Source organism: Ktedonosporobacter rubrisoli (assembly GCF_004208415.1).
GTDB classification, from domain to species: domain Bacteria; phylum Chloroflexota; class Ktedonobacteria; order Ktedonobacterales; family Ktedonobacteraceae; genus Ktedonosporobacter; species Ktedonosporobacter rubrisoli.
Genome location: NZ_CP035758.1, coordinates 4,479,896 through 4,496,247 on the forward strand (window position 1 = coordinate 4,479,896; position 16,352 = coordinate 4,496,247).

Here is a 16,352-nt window from a genome sequence, read left to right on the forward strand (position 1 = left end):
AGGCATTATTACTATACAGGAAATCGTAAAGGAGCAGTTCTTGAGAAGCTTCATCCGAAGATGCTATCGCTGGATATTATTGCTTACCCTCCTGATTATTCTACTCCTTTCATCAGGATGCGTTCACATGGCCAGATCAGCCTCTAGTGCCGCACTCACGCAGCCAGCAATCCACCGCTTCAATCTTCCAGCCCACCAGGGATTACGAGACTTCGCGGGAGACTTCAATGTTCACAGCCCAAGTTCTGATACAGGCATTGCGATCATGCCCGGCGAACGCGTAGAAATTTTTGCCTCGGGCTCCGCGCAGGCAAAAGCTGATGGCACCGCCTCAGGTCCAGAGGGCGATACTCATTGCTCTCCGGCTAACTTGCCTATCTCTTCCTTACCCTGCGAGGCGCTCATCTACAGCGTAAGTATGACCGGGCCTGCGGGTCTTGTCGGTGTGCATACTGGCTTTGTAGCCCAGGAGCACGGTAATCTCTTTCTGGGGGTTAACTCTGCCAATCTAGCCGCGAACAACGGCTCATTCCACATTACAGTTCTCACCATTCCGCCTGGCACTGCTGCGGGCATATGGGCCACGCCGGGAGATAAATTTACGCTGCAAGGCACATCTATTACTTTAGCAGTTAAGGCTTTTGCCCAGAATAAGCAGATCAAGCAGGTACAATTTACAGCAACGCTGCCCGGGCAACTGCCTGTTCCTATCTGCAATGCCTCTACGCCAGATAAAGATACCTATACCTGTCAGTGGGATCTTATCCTTAATGGCTCTCGCCTCAGCAATAGCCCTGTGGTCTTCGGCTTTACTATCCAGAGCGAGCAAGGGCAGCCGCTGGTTAACCCAGATGGAGTGCGTACCGGCACTGCTAGATATGTAAGCACACAATCGACCACCATTTACGCGGGATATGCCGCAATCAACCTAAACGGCGAACAGGGCTACGAAAAAGTGCTTGGAACCTGGAACATTCCACAGTCAAGCTGCAGTTCACATGAGGATTCGTTAGCTTCTTTCTGGGTTGGCATGACCGGGGTCACGCACGATGCTAAACTTGCCCAGATAGGCGCTGATAGCGACTGCCAATCTGGCACGCCGCATTACAGCGTATGGTGGGAGGTATTTCCCGAGGCCTCCGTGCCCATCACTAAACCCATCCATTCTGGAGATACTATTAGCGCATCGGTCACCTTCTACAATGGTACATTTGAAATGCACATAGACAATACTACTGCTGGCTGGCAGTTCTCGGCCTCTAAGGCCGGCCCGGCTTCTGACACCCGCATTGCTGAATGCATTACCGAGGCACCGACTATAGAGAACACCACAACGCATCAGCAGTCAGTGGCAAATCTTACTAACTTTGGAGCTGTTAATATCTCATGTACAGTCAACAATAACGTGCCCATAGGCAATGGTCCACAAACAGTCATGTACCAGATGGCAGCAAATGGTGTTACAAAAGCTACTACTTCACCCCTTGCCCAGAATGGCTCTACCTTTTCAGTACAATGGATACATAGCTAAGCCATAGCCTCTACCTGTCTCTCTGATCTGGGAAGCCGTCTCCACAAGAAGACAACGATAATTCCCCAGATCACGAGATTGATAATACTGCTCTCACCGGCGAGATACACCCAACCAGCATGCTTTATCCGGAAATACGCATTACAAAGCTCCCAGATACTATTTGAGGCTCCATGGTAGAGGACAAGCGGCCAGAGGCTTTCCCCCCTTAACAATATCCAGCCCATAATGACCGATTCCAAAACGGTATCAAGCGTAAACATAAGCATATCAATGATCAGCTCGCCTCCAGGATAGTAATGACCCCAAATAAACCAGCCATAATGCCATAGACCCCAGATCAAACCCGTTATCAGTAGAGCGCTTTTGAGCCCTAACCATCTGCTCAATCGAGGCTGCAAAAAACCGCGCCAGGCCATTTCTTCAAAGAGTGCAAAGAGAAAGAGAAATGGCAGATATAGCAAAAGATTAGAGGTTAGGGAAGAAAATGCTGGAGCTCCCGATGTTCCAAGAAAACAGCTAAGCTGAGGGCAGGCTGGAGCCTCGACAAGATGCATGCTCCAGGCCACAAGAAAGCTCACAATAACAGGTCCCCCGGAGATCAAGAGAGCGCTGCAATACCAGCGTAGCTTTCCCGGGTGGTGCATCCTGAGCATGCGCAGATATTCGCGTCGCTGCGGCGGGAGCAAAGTAAAGATGAGGGTAAGAATAAGAGCCCAGAGAGCTCCTAGATACATTAAATCTTCGGAGCCGGCTGCTAATCCTAACAGGTCAGTGCCCAGAGTACATCCCAGGATCAGAACACCAAACCAGATAGCAACTTTCCCTGATCTGCTTCCTTGCATAGCGCTTACCTCTTCTTCATTTAGTCTTCTTTCGCCCACCATGGCCAGGCTCGCCAGCCAGAATTACCAATGTCAATAAGCCTTAGCTTCCTGGCTGGTCACCAATAATTGCTTGCGCGCAAAAGCTTACTTTCCGCGAAAATACCAAGCCTATCTCTATGGCTATAAGAAATGTTTTACCTGAGGCTTTTCTCAGCCAAGCATGGGCATTAGAACCAGCTGCACAGCAGGCCGGCAGCCAGAGACGCGCTGCGGGATATATGGGACCGTAAATAAGTAAGTGGGGATGGATCTATAGCCAGATTAAGGGTGAATGGTTGTTTTGCCTTCTTGAGCTCAATTACAGCAATCGCTCTGGCGCCTCCCCGCAGTAAATCATATCTAACGTAGCGCAGCTCTTCAGCAGTTGCCTCCTCCCACCACTGAAGGGGATTGATCCAACCAGGTCCGACAAAGGCCCGCTTCAAATATCCCACACTAAGCACCTGCGCAGGAATCCCATATTTACTCACAAGGAGCTCAAGATATTCCGCGCTAAACTGCACATACCAGCCACCATCGCTAAGTACCCCAAAGGGAACAGTTATTAAAGCTTCTCCTCCGATCTCCAGCAGATCATAGATTTTGGCAATAGCCTTAAGGGGAGCCTCCAGATCAGTTGTATTTTGACGCTCCCCAAAGCGCCCTGTCGGGGCAAAGCTCTGACCAACGTGCTCGACAGTGGAAATGCAAGCAATGGCCTGATACTTTTGCGCCGAGTCCAGATCCATAATATCTACATTCTCGATTCCATCCCCCACCTCAAATTTATCAACAATACGGCGAGAACGAATGCCAAGGGTATCGCTCAAGGCATTCTCATAGTATCGCAGGACATTGCCCACTTCCAGAATGCTCGTACTCTCCGGTTGTCGGGCCAGGAAAGCGAAGGCTAACGGAATTTCAACCGCCCGTTCGGCTCGATTATTGTAGGGAATGCGATTATAAAAATATTGCTTACCACGGAAGGCAAACTTGGCCTTCCAGGAAGCGGGGCGCTGTGGAACTGCTAACGAATCAGTAACGGGACGTTGAGCATTCACGTTGTGTATCTCCAAATTAAGAACTCTCCTTTACAATACTATGTACCGATAAACGTAAGAGCCACCAGAGGGCCATATTAGCTCTGCCATTTTAGCAGAGAAATGCTATCTTTTAGAACCAATCAGTCCATAGTTGTCTTCTCTATTTTACAAGGTTATAGTGTCCTCATGCCTCTACCTGATTTACAATATCGCCACAGTAAGATAGCTGAATAGCTGCTATAGTATTTCTCTATAAAGAGCAAGCATAGCAAGAAAAAATGACAGAACTATGAAACGGGCCAGAGCGCTGACGAAACTGGGTCTTGTCCATCATCTATTCTCGATATTATACTAGAGGGATAGTGGCCTTATGCTAGCAGTCAATTTCACAAAAACCAGCAGGCCATCTGGAGACGACGCGATGCGACCACAACGTCCACGAATCGAGCTTGACTTGCCTATTACTCTGGATCGGACAAAAAAAACATCTCTTGAGGAACAATTGCTGTGCCAGGTTCGCCAGGCCATTTTATTGGGCCAGCTCTCCGCAGGCATGCGCCTACCCTCAACACGCTCACTGGCCGCCTCTCTTGGAATATCGCGCACGACTACCTTCGCGGTCTATGATCGCCTCCTGGCCGAGGGTTATCTGAGCGGTAAACCAGGATCAGGAACCTTTGTCAGCAGCGATCTGCAACCCAGACAGCCAGCTATCCCAACTTCAGTTAGCAAAGGTGCTCCACGCTGGCTGAGGCATACGTCTCTGCATATCCGGGACGAAGGGCCGCTACAGGCAGAAACCATTTCCTTTCGCCCAGGGGCAACCTTCTTGCCCAGGACATCCCAGATACAATGGCAGACAACCTGGAAACGGATGGCCTCTGTATCTTTGCCAACAGACTATACAAACCCACAGGGAGAAATGGCCCTTCGTGTACCGCTGAGTACATATCTAGGCCGGGCGCGTGGCGTTATTTGTACGCCTGAAGATATCCTGATCACCACGGGGGCAACTGAGGCTATTGATCTTATAGCCCGAGCTACACTTACTCCTGGAGCATTGGTAGGCATTGAAGAACCTGGTTATGCCAAAGCTCGTCAGATTTTCCTATCACATGGGGCACGTTTGCTTCCGCTGATCGTCGATCAGGATGGTATACGCGTGGATCAATTGCCAACGGGTAACGCGGCTCCAGTACTCATCTATGTCACACCTTCTCATCAATATCCACTCGGATCGCGCCTCTCAACAAGTCGAAGACTCGCGCTCCTAGAATGGGCCAGAACCAATGATGTGTTGATCATCGAGGATGATTACGATAGCGAATTTCGTTTTGACACCCCACCCTTACCAGCGCTCGCCTCACTTGATACAAGCAGGCCCGTAGTCTATCTAGGAACCTTTTCTAAGATCCTCACGCCTGCCATCCGCTGTGGCTATCTCGTCGCCGCTCAACCGTTACAGGACCGGCTTACACAGATAAAGATGCTTACCGAATTCCATACCTCGTGGCCTCTCCAGCAAGCTATCGCCAATTTTCTTACAGAAGGACATCTAGAACGTCATATCCGACGTATGCGCCAGCACTACGCTCAATGCCGTGTAGCGCTGCATATGACGCTTGGACAGACCTCACATATCGCACCGCTGCAGGGAATAGAAGCTGGCCTTCATGCTTATCTAGCGCTGCCCTCTTACCTCGATGAGCAGCAGATTCTAAGCCTGGTCCGGAAAAAAGGCGTGGTTGTATATCCACTACGGGATTTCTTTGCTGGTACGCCGAATAGGCAAGGCCTGGTTCTGGGCTATGGAGGGCTACAAAAAGGCGAAATTATTGCAGGAGCCACACGGCTCGCCGATGTAATTGCCCTTGCAGCTAATGAGACCAGGGCAGACAAATAAAGCAGCTTACTGTCAGGTAGAAGCTTAAAGAGAGGGAAAATGATAGCACTGTTTACTCTTTTAATGGCATGCTCCATCATTGTTGGCACCCGTGGTCGCAATCGTGTTCTGGGTCAGCTGGCATATCCGTGCGCTGGTTGTAGACAACATACTTACCATACAGTTGTCCATACGCGACAATGGCTCACGCTCTACTTCATTCCCATCTTACCTCTGGGCGCTCTTGATGAAGCACGCTGCAATCTCTGCGGCTACCGAGAATGGATAACAAGTCAACAAGTGAAGGCCTGGTTCCCTTCATCCAGATAATAGATGCGCGGATCTGCGGAGCATACGCATGTATCAAATCTTTCCTCTGCTCTGCAGATCCAGGCACCAGCATCGCCAGGGCGCTTACTTCACGCGCCTGGCTCCTTTTCCTTGCGCATGGTCCAGGCAAAAAGCGGCAGGACAGGGACGAGAGCAATCCCTGTCACAACTAGCGCCGCACGCAGGGAGGCCAGCAGCCCAACAAGCCCAACCATCGGTCCCCCGGCGATCTGTCCCAACGAATCCAGCAAGCCACCCAAGGAAAGAAGCGTTGCGCGCACATTTGCATCAATATTGCGGGTCAGCCAGGTTGTATAGATCGGGCGGCTTGCCTGACGCACAACTGAGGCTCCCCAATAAGCCAGCAACGCCAGAACGAAATTACCGGCCAGGGCAAACAGTACAATACACATGATGCGCACCGCATTGAATACAAGCAGCGTCAAGGCAATAGTCGCATGGCTTTGCATATCAAGCTTTCTCCGCACATACTCAGTGAGCACAATGCTGAGAAGCATGGAGCCAGCCTGGATAATACCAAACCATACTACCGGCTTCAGGTTACCAAGCACAGGCAGTTGAAAATTTGTCACTATGTGGTCAATCCAGAGACGATCAAATCCCTCACCGGACAGGCCAAAGAATATAGCGACACCGAGAATGATCAGCAACACTGTTCGCTGCCGCACAAGCTTTCCACCTTCAAGCAAGGTCTTACCGAGCGCCTGCCAGGATATTGGCTCTCTAGCAGAACTGGCTCTAAAACCCTGTTCAGGCATTACAAGCAGCAGAAAAACAGCCAGACCGATGAAAAGCAATCCACCGACGATAATTGAGAGATTCAAGCGGATGCTGGCAATGCTTACACTGGCAATAATCCCTACCATAGCGCAGATCTGCCCGATCTGCTCGCCACGCAAGTAAGCATGGGCAACATTCTGCTCACCCACTTCATCGGCTATCCAGGCCTCACGCGCCCCATCGACACAGGTAAAGCCGACACCCCATATTATCTGGGCTAGTAGAATTGTTTCAAAACTGGCGATAGCGCCCTCAAGCACAAAGCCAAGCCCGATTAAGCATATCCCGACGATGATCGCCAGGCGCCGGCTATAGACGTCAGCAAGTATGCCGCTCGGGATCTGACAGATGAGCGAAGTTACTTCCAAAACTGTGCCAACAAGTACCAGTTGCAAGGGATTCAGATGAGCAACCTCTACCTGATAAACAAGGTTGACGGTGGCAATCAAGGCGAAAAACAGCGCAAAAGCGCCTTCAAGGATCAAATAGACTATATAAGCGCGGCCCTTCATAAATTTTGCCCATTTCTCCTGACCAAATCATGGCAGTCATTGATAATGGCTACTCAGGATTGTCTATTCAGGAAGCTGAATTTGTTGCCCATAAAAAATGTTAGCAAGCCCGGAAGGATGCTAACTGGCCTCCAGAGAACACGCGAAATCTTTTCCTTTCCAGAAGGAAGCTTTTTATCCACAACGCGCATATCTGGAAGCAGGGAGCCTCTAACGCCTTGACAACAAATGAAGCAAATTCGTACATTAGAAAATGAAGAAGGTATGGAGATAGGACACAAGGGGAACTGTTGTGTGGAAGGAAAATGTGAGGCTAGAATCTCAGAAAGTATTTCTCTCTATTAAGCCAAGATTGTCACATAAACTACCGCTGAACAGCCCGTTGTGTCAACTAAAGCGCAAAATAACATGATAAGAAACTCCTCTCTTTTTCTTCTGCAGTAATCTCTATCAAGAGTATAATGGCAGCCCCTGGCAGGCGTCAAGCCGTTTGCCTCTCAACTAGAATTGGAAAGCCTTGCCTCTCAGCAGAGCTACCTGATAAGCTTGCGTTTTCCTGTCTTGCATGCAAACTAAAATTTAAGCTGCGCAAAGGAGGCAAATCTACCTTGACTTTCAGCTTTCTCTTAGCCTATAATTAATTATCTGATTAATTAATTATAGTACCGTTTTTTAAAAGGAATGTGGAAAACCTGGTATTGCTTCCCGGCTGAGCCTACCTGGGTGATAGGTATTTCAGCTAATTATGCAACGTAAAAGGTTGCAAAGTATAAGTTTCTAGCGCATATCGCAAGGCAGAATAGAACGGAGAACTTCAGATGTCGGAAATCACATCATCAAGTCCTGAGCAAGAGGCTCAGGGAGCAATTAGCACGCATAAGGTTGACTGTTGTATCGTTGGAGCCGGGCCTGCCGGAGCAATGTTGGCCTTACTCCTGGCCCGCAAAGGCATTTCGGTCATGCTTCTGGAGAAACAGATGGACCTGGACCGCAAATTTCGCGGCGATAGCGTCCATCCCTCCACGATGAATATCCTGGATCAATTGGGGCTGGCAGAGAAAGTTCTACAGCTCAGGCACACTAAAGTTGACCATGTTACCTTCCCGCTCCCCGATGGAACCACTTCAACAGTAGACATCGGGCACGTTCTCAAAAAAGCGGGGAGCAGATATCCTTATATGATCATGCTACCACAGGTTCTGTTTCTAGAATTCCTGACGAATGAGGCCAGCCGCTATGCGAATTTCCATCTGGTGCTGGGAGCACGTGTTGAAGAGCTGGTAGAGGAAAATGGGCAGATCCAAGGCATACGTTACCGCCTGCATGAAAGCGGACATGACAGCAAGCATGAAGTACGGGCGCTGCTTACTGTAGGAGCCGATGGACGCTTTTCACGTATGCGTCAGCTTGCGGGCTTCACACCGATCAAAACATCTCCCCCTATGGATGTCCTCTGGTACGATATTCCTCGCTATCCGGGTGACCCGGAGGATTTACAGGCCAATATCAAAAATGGCCATATAGCCATTCTACTGAATCACTTTGATCATTGGCAGGGAGGTTATGTCATCCCTAAAGGCAGCTATCAGCAATTTCACGCTGCAGGCCTGGAGGCCTTACAGAGCAGTCTAGCCGACATGCTCCCTTTGCTTGCCGATAGAGTTCACTGCTTGCAAAGTTGGCAACAGATTTCGCTTCTCTCGGTAGAATCTAGCCGCCTACCTTGCTGGCATAGACCGGGCCTGCTGCTCATCGGCGACGCCGCACATGTCATGTCGCCAGTCGCAGGCGTCGGCATCAATTACGCTATTCAAGACACGGTAGTTGCGGCCAATATTCTCTCACAACCGCTCAAAGAGGGCCAAATGAGTGATGATCTCCTGGCCAGAGTGCAGAGGAGGCGCGAGCTACCTACACGCCTAATCCAGGGCTTGCAAGCGCAAATGCAAAAGCGTATAGTGCAGAACGCTTTACAATCAGGCGAAGTTTTTCATGCGCCGCTCATCTTGCGCGTGCTTGCCTCAATCTCGCTTACAAAGACTTTACTGGTACGCTTCGTCATGCTTGGTCTGTGGCCAGTTCATCTGAAAGATTAATGCCTCCAAAGTCTTTCCTGGGCGCTCCCATTGCCTGCTGCGATAAATAGGAGCGCCCGGATCACTCCATGCTAATTCAGCACATTGATTTGAGAGATATCCCAAATAAACCAGGCACGCCAAATCACTCCAAGAGACAAAGATAATCATCGGTCGCTTACCTCTTCGCAAGCGGTCCAATATCTATCTCCGCAAGACTATAGCGCCTCAACGTGGATATAGCAGATGCATCTCTAATTTGCTATACTCCCCTCGATAGAATGCAACCTGATAATTGAATGGAACTCCATTTTTCAAGATCCCAATATCACGCAAGGCCAGCAATGGGCTCCCTATATCAATACCCAGCAAGCGCGCTTGCGGCTGCGTAGCCTCCAAGATTTCGACTGTACGCAAACTCTCAGCCCGCACTAATTGATATTTCCTGGTCAGGAGAGCACATAAAGATTGCCTGCTAAAGTCCTCGTGAATAAGATTCGGGCAGAGATATTCAGGTATATAGCTTATTAATAGACTTGCCGGCACTTCTCCTAAAAAGCGCAATCGTTCGACCTTGATAACTTGTTCGCCTTCTGTCATATTGAGCGCTTCAGCAACAGGAGCACTCGCGGCAACGATGGCCAACTCTAACACCTTTAACGGTGGCGCCTCTTCTTGCGCGCACAGATCTGCCGAAGACTTATACAAAGTGGGAGCAGCTTTCTTAAGAAGTGCCGGCCCGGCTACGCAACTTCTTTTGCCGTTCTGTTTCAACACCAGCTCGGCATCAACCAGATAATTCATGGCCTGGCGCACAACGGTACGGCTTATCTTGAGACCTTGGCATATCTCTTGTTCGCTAGGCAATATTTCTCCTGGCAACCATTGCTTTGACTTTATCTTTTGTTCAATATGGCGAGCTAGCTGATAATAATAGGGGATCGGACTATTATGCCGAATAATATCTTTTTCATCCAATATAAGTGCTTTTTCCTTTGTTCTCTGCATTTCTCTAGGTACATCTCCTGAAATAGAGCCTGATAGCCCCAATAAAGTTTATCTTTCACGGACAGGGTTAAGATAGGCTATACTGCTGATATTGAGGTCAATCTCATCCCATAATAATGCAGCAGTTTAATCCTTAATCACATAATATATTACTCCTGGCATGTATAACAACAATAAAAATCCAGAACAAGGTATTCCAACGCCTATCTCTCTACTTCCCACCTGCGGAAAGAGGCGACACGCCGCGATCTAGCAAACTACGCCGTAAGCGTATAAATCGCTCCTCCTAGAGAAGCGGAAAGCTCTACCCGCACGCTGAGCTCGGAACCTCTCTGTTCAGACGATATATAATAAAGCAACGTATCCTTTCAATATACATATTGACGTATTTTCTCAAGAAGGATGAAACAACAATGGCAATGTCAAAGCGCTGCATCCCCTATACACCACGCAACCGCGAAGCAAAAGAGAGCATCTTTGCTCTGGTAACCACGACAGGCGTGCATCTACGCAATCAGGAACCGTACATTGAGGACGATAACAGTTGGCGCCTGCTGCCAGGAGATATGCAGACTGATCAACTCATGATCACTCACGACCACTATGATCACAATGACGCAGACCAGGACATTAATTGCGTCTTTCCTATTGATCGCCTGCGAGAGCTCGCGGCTGAAGGGCTCATAGGAGGTATCAATAATAAGCATCTGGGCTTTGGTTTTACGCAGAATCTGCGCGATCTTTATGAGCGAGCCGCACCAGCGATGGCTAAAGAAATTATGCGTTCCCAAGCCGATGGCGTCATTGTTACCGCAGGTTGCCCGCTCTGTCATCGGGTTGCTACTGCTATTCAGCGTGAAATAGAGATGACCGGTATCCCCACTGTTCAAATTACTGTTATTCCTGAGAGTACTGGCCAGGCGGGAGCACCACGGGCCATTCACCCCCAAGACTTCCAACCAGGACATAATCTAGGAGGCCCACACCAGAAGTCGCTCCAACGTCAGATACTACTGGATGCCATACGACGTTGGGAAGCTCGCGAGGAACCAGGCACTATCTGGGAGCTAACATACAAACAAAGCGCTGAATAGGTTTGGCGGTCAGTAAGCGACAAGCCAATAAAAAACTTCCAGGTAATCGCAGAAAGACAATTGCCTGGAAGTTAAACTGTTCAAAGTATCAGCTAGCTTTCGCCCAATCCTTTTGGAAGGTCTGGTAGAGAGTCTTCAAGACATCCTGATCGGCAATGACAATGCCAAGTTCACGGTTCTTATCAAACGAAGTCGTCGAAATATTGACCGAGCCAACAAAAGCTTTCTGCCCATCAGCAATAATGATCTTGGCGTGCATATAGGGGCTTCCTATCACCCGTACCTTCACTTTGCCGCGTTTCAGCGTGCTCACATCCTTCAAATCCCCCTTACTGAGAGAATTGGGTAGCACTATCTGCACATTAACCCCTCTTTTCGCAGCATCCATAAGCTCTTGCTCTATCTCCTCATCATTCATCGTTTCAGCTTCTATTTGCAGAGTCTCATGCGCATTGCGAATAAGGGCAACAAAAGTATCGCGCGAATTGATAGGGCTGGCCACAACACGAGGATTGTCAAGGGAAGCTTTTGTACGCTGCCAGTCGGCCTCAAATAAGCCCTTTACCGTCTGCACATCAGCAGGGTTTGTATCAATGATTCCGTACTCCCGATTGCGCTCCCCGAGCGCCGATTCGGTGAGATTCATGGTCAAAATATAGGCTACAGAGCCATCAATAACCATGGATTTCTCATGCGTGAAGCGAAACTTTGGATCTGTAAACTTTCCCTGCACACCTGCCGATTTGAGCATACTCATAGATTCTTGTGGTGAAAGATTTCCTCCGCCATAAGGATGCTCCTCCAGCAAAACACGCACATCCTTACCGTGCTTTGCGGCACTCTTAAGGGCCTCAATGACATTACGATTCGTCAAGAGGTAGACCTTCACCCAGATCGAGCGCTTTGCCGAATTGATTGCATCAAGGATAACTTTCTCTCCCGCATCAGGCTCAACAAAGAGCTTGACGCCACGCGCTCCCCCGCAGTCATCTCCCTGGCATGATGTCTGCGTCACTGAAGAGGAGGCAGAATTAGTAGGGATTGTTTGCACCCGCGTGTCACAGCCAATAAGTAGCAGACAGAGGGCAATGAGTAAAAGAGAAATAAGCCATGCAGGCGCTTTCCGCCTACTATCTGTCCTATAAGATTGTTCCATTCCGTCTTTCCCGCTAACACATAAATACTTTTTGCCATTTATAAGGCACTTTTATGGCAATTATCTATTATAAATGAATAGGCTGAGCTCAAGCTGAGCCTAAGCTGAGACGAAAATGAAAGAAAAGCCAGAGCAGAAAAAGGGGCCAGGAGAGCAGTTAATATGGCAGGCAGGGCAGTAGCGATCCACGGAGACGGAAATCAAGGGAAGGGAGAGGAAAAATCGCCAGGTAAATGCGATCTTTCCCCTTCTGATCTTAGAGCTTGCGCAATGCTTCGAAGAGCGCCTCATCATCAGGCAGTTCGCCAGGAGTTGCCGTAACCTGGATATGACGAATGATGCCTTCCTTATCAATTACAAATAGGGAACGCTCTGCCATACCAGCAACCGGATGGCGAACTCCATACAGATCCACGACTTGCCCCTGGGGATAGAAGTCAGAGAGCAGAGGGAATGAAGTCTTCATAGATTTGGCCCAGGCATCAAGGGCAAAAGTACTATCTTCACTAATGCTAACCAGTTCGGCATCAAACTCTTTGAAGCGATCAAGTTCTGCCTCATAGGCCGGAAGTTGCGCCGAGCAAACACCGCTGAAGGCAAAGGGGACGAAGGCAAGGACTACATTCTTTTTACCGCGAAAATCCTTCAGACGCCAATCTTCTTTGTTAGCGGTCTTAAGCGTAAAATCAGGGGCAACATCGCCAACCTGTAAGGTCTTCGTCTCTGTACGAATTTTACTGTCCATCAAAAAACCTCCAATATATATGCCCCTATCTCTCTATTTAGATACTTCCGGGAGATGCCCGCAGACAATGAGGAGAGCAGGCAATATACTCGCCCATGACATGCATCGCCTCTCGCTTTTGTACCCAGGTCTCGACAAATCCGTGCGAATAGAAGAAATTGCAGCGCTTCTTTGCCTACCACTCAACACGCTTAAAGGGAAAAAAGCGCGTCCACAACACTTTGCTTACCTGGCAAGATCCTTCCGCATCTCCGCTATGATTTTGCCGTTTCTTCTAGATAAGGGCTCTAACCCCGGTCATCACAAGGAGAAAAAGCGCAAATCCCTCGTCTCCCAATGATGACAACCATAGAATGGTTCCATTTGCTTTGACGAGGGCGTGACTAGCACTACTTGCTACTCGTCTTTCACTGTGAATCAACAGGCATACAGCGTGACGAGATGTGCTATTCGGGATTGTAGCACCGGCACTGAGGCTATGTCAAACGGAGAAGAGAGAGGACACATAAGCTCTTGTGGCATGAACAGATACAACCCAAGTATATCAGTAAAACCAAAAGGTCGTTAATCTGGCTAACCGATGCACTGCTCACCCGGCAAGGCAGCGCCGCTTATCTACCTATCATTATCGTCACAATTTGTATGTTCTGTGGAGCTTCCTGGCTCATCTTCTGGCCTACGAGCGATGCAGCGCATTATCAATGCTATGCCCTGACTTTCTGGCTGGGAAGTAGTGAGGCTAATAAGCTCTTGCCTGCAACACAGTGCGGTTTTCTGCCGCCGCTCATTCATACAACGGCTGCCCAGGCGGCTTTTCATATTTTGCCAGTTGAATATCCCCCACTAACGCTAATCCCTTTTTCGCTGGCCCTGCTGGCACCTTTGCCTTATTATCAGCTGGCTTTTGCCCTATTGATGTCCCTCACTGCTGTCTTGATTTACTGGCTTTTGTTACACTATGGACCGCGCGGATCAACCCTGGTATTCGCCTTCTACTTATTTACTGGAGCACTGGCTACCGCTCAGGGCCGCTTCGATCTATTGCCGGCCTTTTGTACATTGCTCTGCGTTATTGCCGCCGAGCGCAAGCATTGGACTGCTGCCTATATCGCTCTGGCCTTTGGTGTGCTGTTTAAGCTTTACCCGCTCCTCCTTCTTCCAGCCCTTTTCATCGCTGAGCAACGCGCGAGAAAGCTCTTTTATACACCTCCGGCGTTCTCAAGTCTCTCTTCGGTACCGCAACAGCTCTGGTATACCCTACGAGGAGTAAGACAGTGGTACTGGAAAAACTGTTTTCTTTCTCTCGCCATTATTCTGAGCGTAACTGCTTTCTTCGCTTTCTTTAACCTCCAGGGAGCCATCATCTCTCAGTTTAGCTACTTTATCGGTCGTCCTGTACAAATCGAGGCTACGGGAAGTACGTTTCTCTGGCTTGCCCAAATGATAGGTATACCCTTCCAGATTAAGCCGTCATTTGGCTCGATCAATATTATTAGCGAGCTCGGTGGCCTTGTTTCTTCCATCAGTACGCTGTTCTTCATTGTAGGCTGCATCTATATAACATGGCTTCAGTGGCTTAGAAAATTAGATATAACCCAGACGGCTATCGCACTGTTACTTATTTTCGTCGTCACAGGTAAGGTCTTTAGCCCTCAGTATCTCATCTGGCTTATTCCGCTACTGGCTTATGCGGGAGCCTTCGATACTTTCTGGCTCCTTGTTTGGGGCTTGATCTCGCTGCTGACTTCTCTTATCTATATCTATTTTTATACTTTACATTATAGCGAGCCATCGCTCATACCCTACACACCCGGCTTTTTTGAGGCTGTGAGCTTACGCAATGCATTGCTTGTTCTGGCTACCCTGGCTTACATTTTTAACTGGTTTCAAGCTCGCCAGCGTAAATCAGCGCCAGTTCGGCTTAAGCCCAAAGATACTATAAAATCAGTATAGGGGATTGTTAGTTAGATACGTCATCTATGGGGATAAATTTTCAGAAGCTGCTGAGAGGTTCAAGCCTCACTGAGGAAAACAGAGGATTACGTAGCCGGCCTTCAAAGAGAATAAGCAATCTCTGTTCACGCAAAAGAGATAAAGAGGTTTTCTAACTTCTTTGGCCTGGTTCTATGTGAGAAATAACGAACCAGGCCAAAGACCCGGCCAGTTTACGCAAACTCGACCCATGCAGAACTGCTTCAGCCAGCGAGTTTCTGGCTCAGGATCTGCTCGATACAGCTTCGCGCGGCTGTATCACCTGCTGGCTTTTTCTGGCTTCTAGATACCACTTTACGCCCTCAGCAACGCCACGTTTCACATCGTACTCTGGAGCAAAGCCCAGTTCACGGCGCGCCTTGCCGATGGAGAAACGTTGATCTCCTCCAGCCAGCGTAATGCCATAGGTTGTGACTGGAGGCGGTGCTGCATTACGCTTACCCAGAGCTTGCCATACCAACTCAGCAGTGCGCCCGGCCCAGTAGAGAGCCGTGAAGGGCACATGTCGCGAGACATGCGGTACATGTAAAGCATCAGCTATCGTATTAAAATACCCTTCCTGCGTCACCCAGCGATCATCAACCAGATTATAGGCCTGACCTATAACTTCATCTCCTGCATTGGCAGCTTTGATCATGCCCTGTGCCACATCGCGCACATAGACGATAGGCACAATGTTCTTGCCTGAGCCGAACAAGAAGAACTTTCCCGACTCAATGAGCGAGGCGAAGCGCGCAAAGCTGGCCCTATCACGCGGACCATAAATCCAACCAGGACGTACCATTACCACAGGTGCTCCGCGCTCAACCAAAGCTGCCACCAGTTTCTCACCGGCAATCTTGCTCCGACTATATGGATTATCTTCAGCATGATAAGAGTGATCTTCGGCAACGATGCCACGCAAATGATGTCCATAAACGGTAATTGAACTGGTATGCACAATCCGTTGCACACCGGCCTCCATCGCCGCCTCTATAAGATCACCTAATCCCCATACATTAATTGCATTATAAACTTTTTCTAGGCCCCAGGGTCCCGTTTTTGCCCCAACATTATAGACCTGTTGTATATCTTTTACAGCACGTTTGAGCGATGCGGCATTCGTAAGGTCACCGGTTACCACTTCCACCCCTTCAAGCGTACGCAAATAGCTGGCATCCTCAACAGGACGTACCATGGCACGCACTTCATCGCCCCGTTCTCGCAACATATCAACCAGGTGACTACCTAGAAAGCCCGCTGCCCCCGTTACTAATACTTTCATGCAATTAAGCTCCTATTTCCCTGGATATATTTTCGCTATATTATGCCATATGG

Annotated in this window: 13 protein-coding genes; 6 read left to right on the top strand and 7 right to left on the bottom strand. The window is 49.0% G+C overall.

Going from position 1 to position 16,352, the window contains the following annotated elements:
* Positions 1–127: 127 nt before the first annotated feature.
* Complete coding sequence (locus EPA93_RS19695) at positions 128–1,531, top strand: G1 family glutamic endopeptidase (RefSeq protein WP_129889151.1); 1,404 nt, start codon at positions 128–130, stop codon at positions 1,529–1,531.
* Here the strand turns inward: EPA93_RS19695 and EPA93_RS19700 are convergent.
* Together EPA93_RS19700 and EPA93_RS19705 are read right to left on the bottom strand one after the other, a co-directional pair.
* Positions 1,528–2,376, bottom strand: a complete 849-nt coding sequence (locus tag EPA93_RS19700) for a CPBP family intramembrane glutamic endopeptidase (RefSeq protein ID WP_165423261.1) — start codon at positions 2,374–2,376, stop codon at positions 1,528–1,530. The genes EPA93_RS19695 and EPA93_RS19700 overlap by 4 nt on opposite strands.
* 209 nt (positions 2,377–2,585) lie before the next feature.
* Complete coding sequence (locus tag EPA93_RS19705) at positions 2,586–3,473, bottom strand: hypothetical protein (protein WP_129889153.1); 888 nt, start codon at positions 3,471–3,473, stop codon at positions 2,586–2,588.
* 388 nt (positions 3,474–3,861) lie between these two features.
* Here EPA93_RS19705 and pdxR point away from each other — a divergent pair, with 388 nt between their 5' ends.
* Positions 3,862–5,343 (top strand): MocR-like pyridoxine biosynthesis transcription factor PdxR, encoded by a 1,482-nt coding sequence (pdxR, locus tag EPA93_RS19710; protein WP_165423262.1) that lies wholly within the window; start codon positions 3,862–3,864, stop codon positions 5,341–5,343.
* Positions 5,344–5,382: 39 nt separating this feature from the next.
* On the top strand, positions 5,383–5,652 hold the full coding sequence (locus EPA93_RS19715) for a hypothetical protein (protein ID WP_129889155.1): 270 nt from the start codon (positions 5,383–5,385) through the stop codon (positions 5,650–5,652).
* 89 nt (positions 5,653–5,741) lie between these two features.
* On the opposite strand, the gene EPA93_RS19720 is transcribed toward EPA93_RS19715, so the two are convergent.
* Positions 5,742–6,965 carry an MFS transporter gene (locus tag EPA93_RS19720; protein ID WP_129889156.1) on the bottom strand — a complete coding sequence of 408 codons (1,224 nt, stop codon included), beginning with the start codon at positions 6,963–6,965 and terminating at the stop codon, positions 5,742–5,744.
* Positions 6,966–7,783: 818 nt separating this feature from the next.
* Between EPA93_RS19720 and EPA93_RS19725 the strand changes: the two genes are divergently transcribed.
* The gene (locus EPA93_RS19725) at positions 7,784–9,061 is read left to right on the top strand and encodes an FAD-dependent oxidoreductase (protein ID WP_129889157.1); all 1,278 of its coding nucleotides are present in this window, start codon (positions 7,784–7,786) and stop codon (positions 9,059–9,061) included.
* Between the two features lie 207 nt (positions 9,062–9,268).
* Here EPA93_RS19725 and EPA93_RS19730 read toward each other — a convergent pair whose 3' ends face one another.
* Positions 9,269–10,018 carry a GntR family transcriptional regulator gene (locus tag EPA93_RS19730; protein WP_165423263.1) on the bottom strand — a complete coding sequence of 250 codons (750 nt, stop codon included), beginning with the start codon at positions 10,016–10,018 and terminating at the stop codon, positions 9,269–9,271.
* 443 nt (positions 10,019–10,461) lie between these two features.
* Here EPA93_RS19730 and EPA93_RS19735 point away from each other — a divergent pair, with 443 nt between their 5' ends.
* Positions 10,462–11,142 (top strand): glycine/sarcosine/betaine reductase selenoprotein B family protein, encoded by a 681-nt coding sequence (locus EPA93_RS19735; protein WP_129889159.1) that lies wholly within the window; start codon positions 10,462–10,464, stop codon positions 11,140–11,142.
* Positions 11,143–11,230: 88 nt separating this feature from the next.
* On the opposite strand, the gene EPA93_RS19740 is transcribed toward EPA93_RS19735, so the two are convergent.
* Positions 11,231–12,298 (bottom strand): phospholipase D-like domain-containing protein, encoded by a 1,068-nt coding sequence (locus tag EPA93_RS19740; RefSeq protein ID WP_129889160.1) that lies wholly within the window; start codon positions 12,296–12,298, stop codon positions 11,231–11,233.
* Between the two features lie 256 nt (positions 12,299–12,554).
* On the bottom strand, positions 12,555–13,043 hold the full coding sequence (locus EPA93_RS19745; RefSeq protein WP_129889161.1) for a peroxiredoxin: 489 nt from the start codon (positions 13,041–13,043) through the stop codon (positions 12,555–12,557).
* Positions 13,044–13,556: 513 nt separating this feature from the next.
* Here EPA93_RS19745 and EPA93_RS19750 point away from each other — a divergent pair.
* Positions 13,557–14,996: a glycosyltransferase 87 family protein gene (locus EPA93_RS19750; RefSeq protein WP_129889162.1), complete on the top strand. Its 1,440-nt coding sequence runs from the start codon at positions 13,557–13,559 to the stop codon at positions 14,994–14,996.
* A gap of 262 nt (positions 14,997–15,258) precedes the next feature.
* Here EPA93_RS19750 and EPA93_RS19755 read toward each other — a convergent pair whose 3' ends face one another.
* On the bottom strand, positions 15,259–16,299 hold the full coding sequence (locus tag EPA93_RS19755; protein ID WP_129889163.1) for an NAD-dependent epimerase/dehydratase family protein: 1,041 nt from the start codon (positions 16,297–16,299) through the stop codon (positions 15,259–15,261).
* Positions 16,300–16,352: the final 53 nt, after the last annotated feature.

What these genes read in the sequence shown, in the direction of transcription:
- EPA93_RS19700 (WP_165423261.1), bottom strand. Translation starts at nt 2,376, where the DNA reads ATGCAAGGAAGCAGATCAGGGAAAGTTGCTATCTGGTTTGGTGTTCTG.
- EPA93_RS19755 (WP_129889163.1), bottom strand. Translation starts at nt 16,299, where the DNA reads ATGAAAGTATTAGTAACGGGGGCAGCGGGCTTTCTAGGTAGTCACCTG.
- EPA93_RS19715 (WP_129889155.1), top strand. Translation starts at nt 5,383, where the DNA reads ATGATAGCACTGTTTACTCTTTTAATGGCATGCTCCATCATTGTTGGC.
- EPA93_RS19745 (WP_129889161.1), bottom strand. Translation starts at nt 13,043, where the DNA reads ATGGACAGTAAAATTCGTACAGAGACGAAGACCTTACAGGTTGGCGAT.
- pdxR (WP_165423262.1), top strand. Translation starts at nt 3,862, where the DNA reads ATGCGACCACAACGTCCACGAATCGAGCTTGACTTGCCTATTACTCTG.
- EPA93_RS19725 (WP_129889157.1), top strand. Translation starts at nt 7,784, where the DNA reads ATGTCGGAAATCACATCATCAAGTCCTGAGCAAGAGGCTCAGGGAGCA.
- EPA93_RS19720 (WP_129889156.1), bottom strand. Translation starts at nt 6,965, where the DNA reads ATGAAGGGCCGCGCTTATATAGTCTATTTGATCCTTGAAGGCGCTTTT.
- EPA93_RS19735 (WP_129889159.1), top strand. Translation starts at nt 10,462, where the DNA reads ATGGCAATGTCAAAGCGCTGCATCCCCTATACACCACGCAACCGCGAA.
- EPA93_RS19695 (WP_129889151.1), top strand. Translation starts at nt 128, where the DNA reads ATGGCCAGATCAGCCTCTAGTGCCGCACTCACGCAGCCAGCAATCCAC.
- EPA93_RS19740 (WP_129889160.1), bottom strand. Translation starts at nt 12,298, where the DNA reads ATGGAACAATCTTATAGGACAGATAGTAGGCGGAAAGCGCCTGCATGG.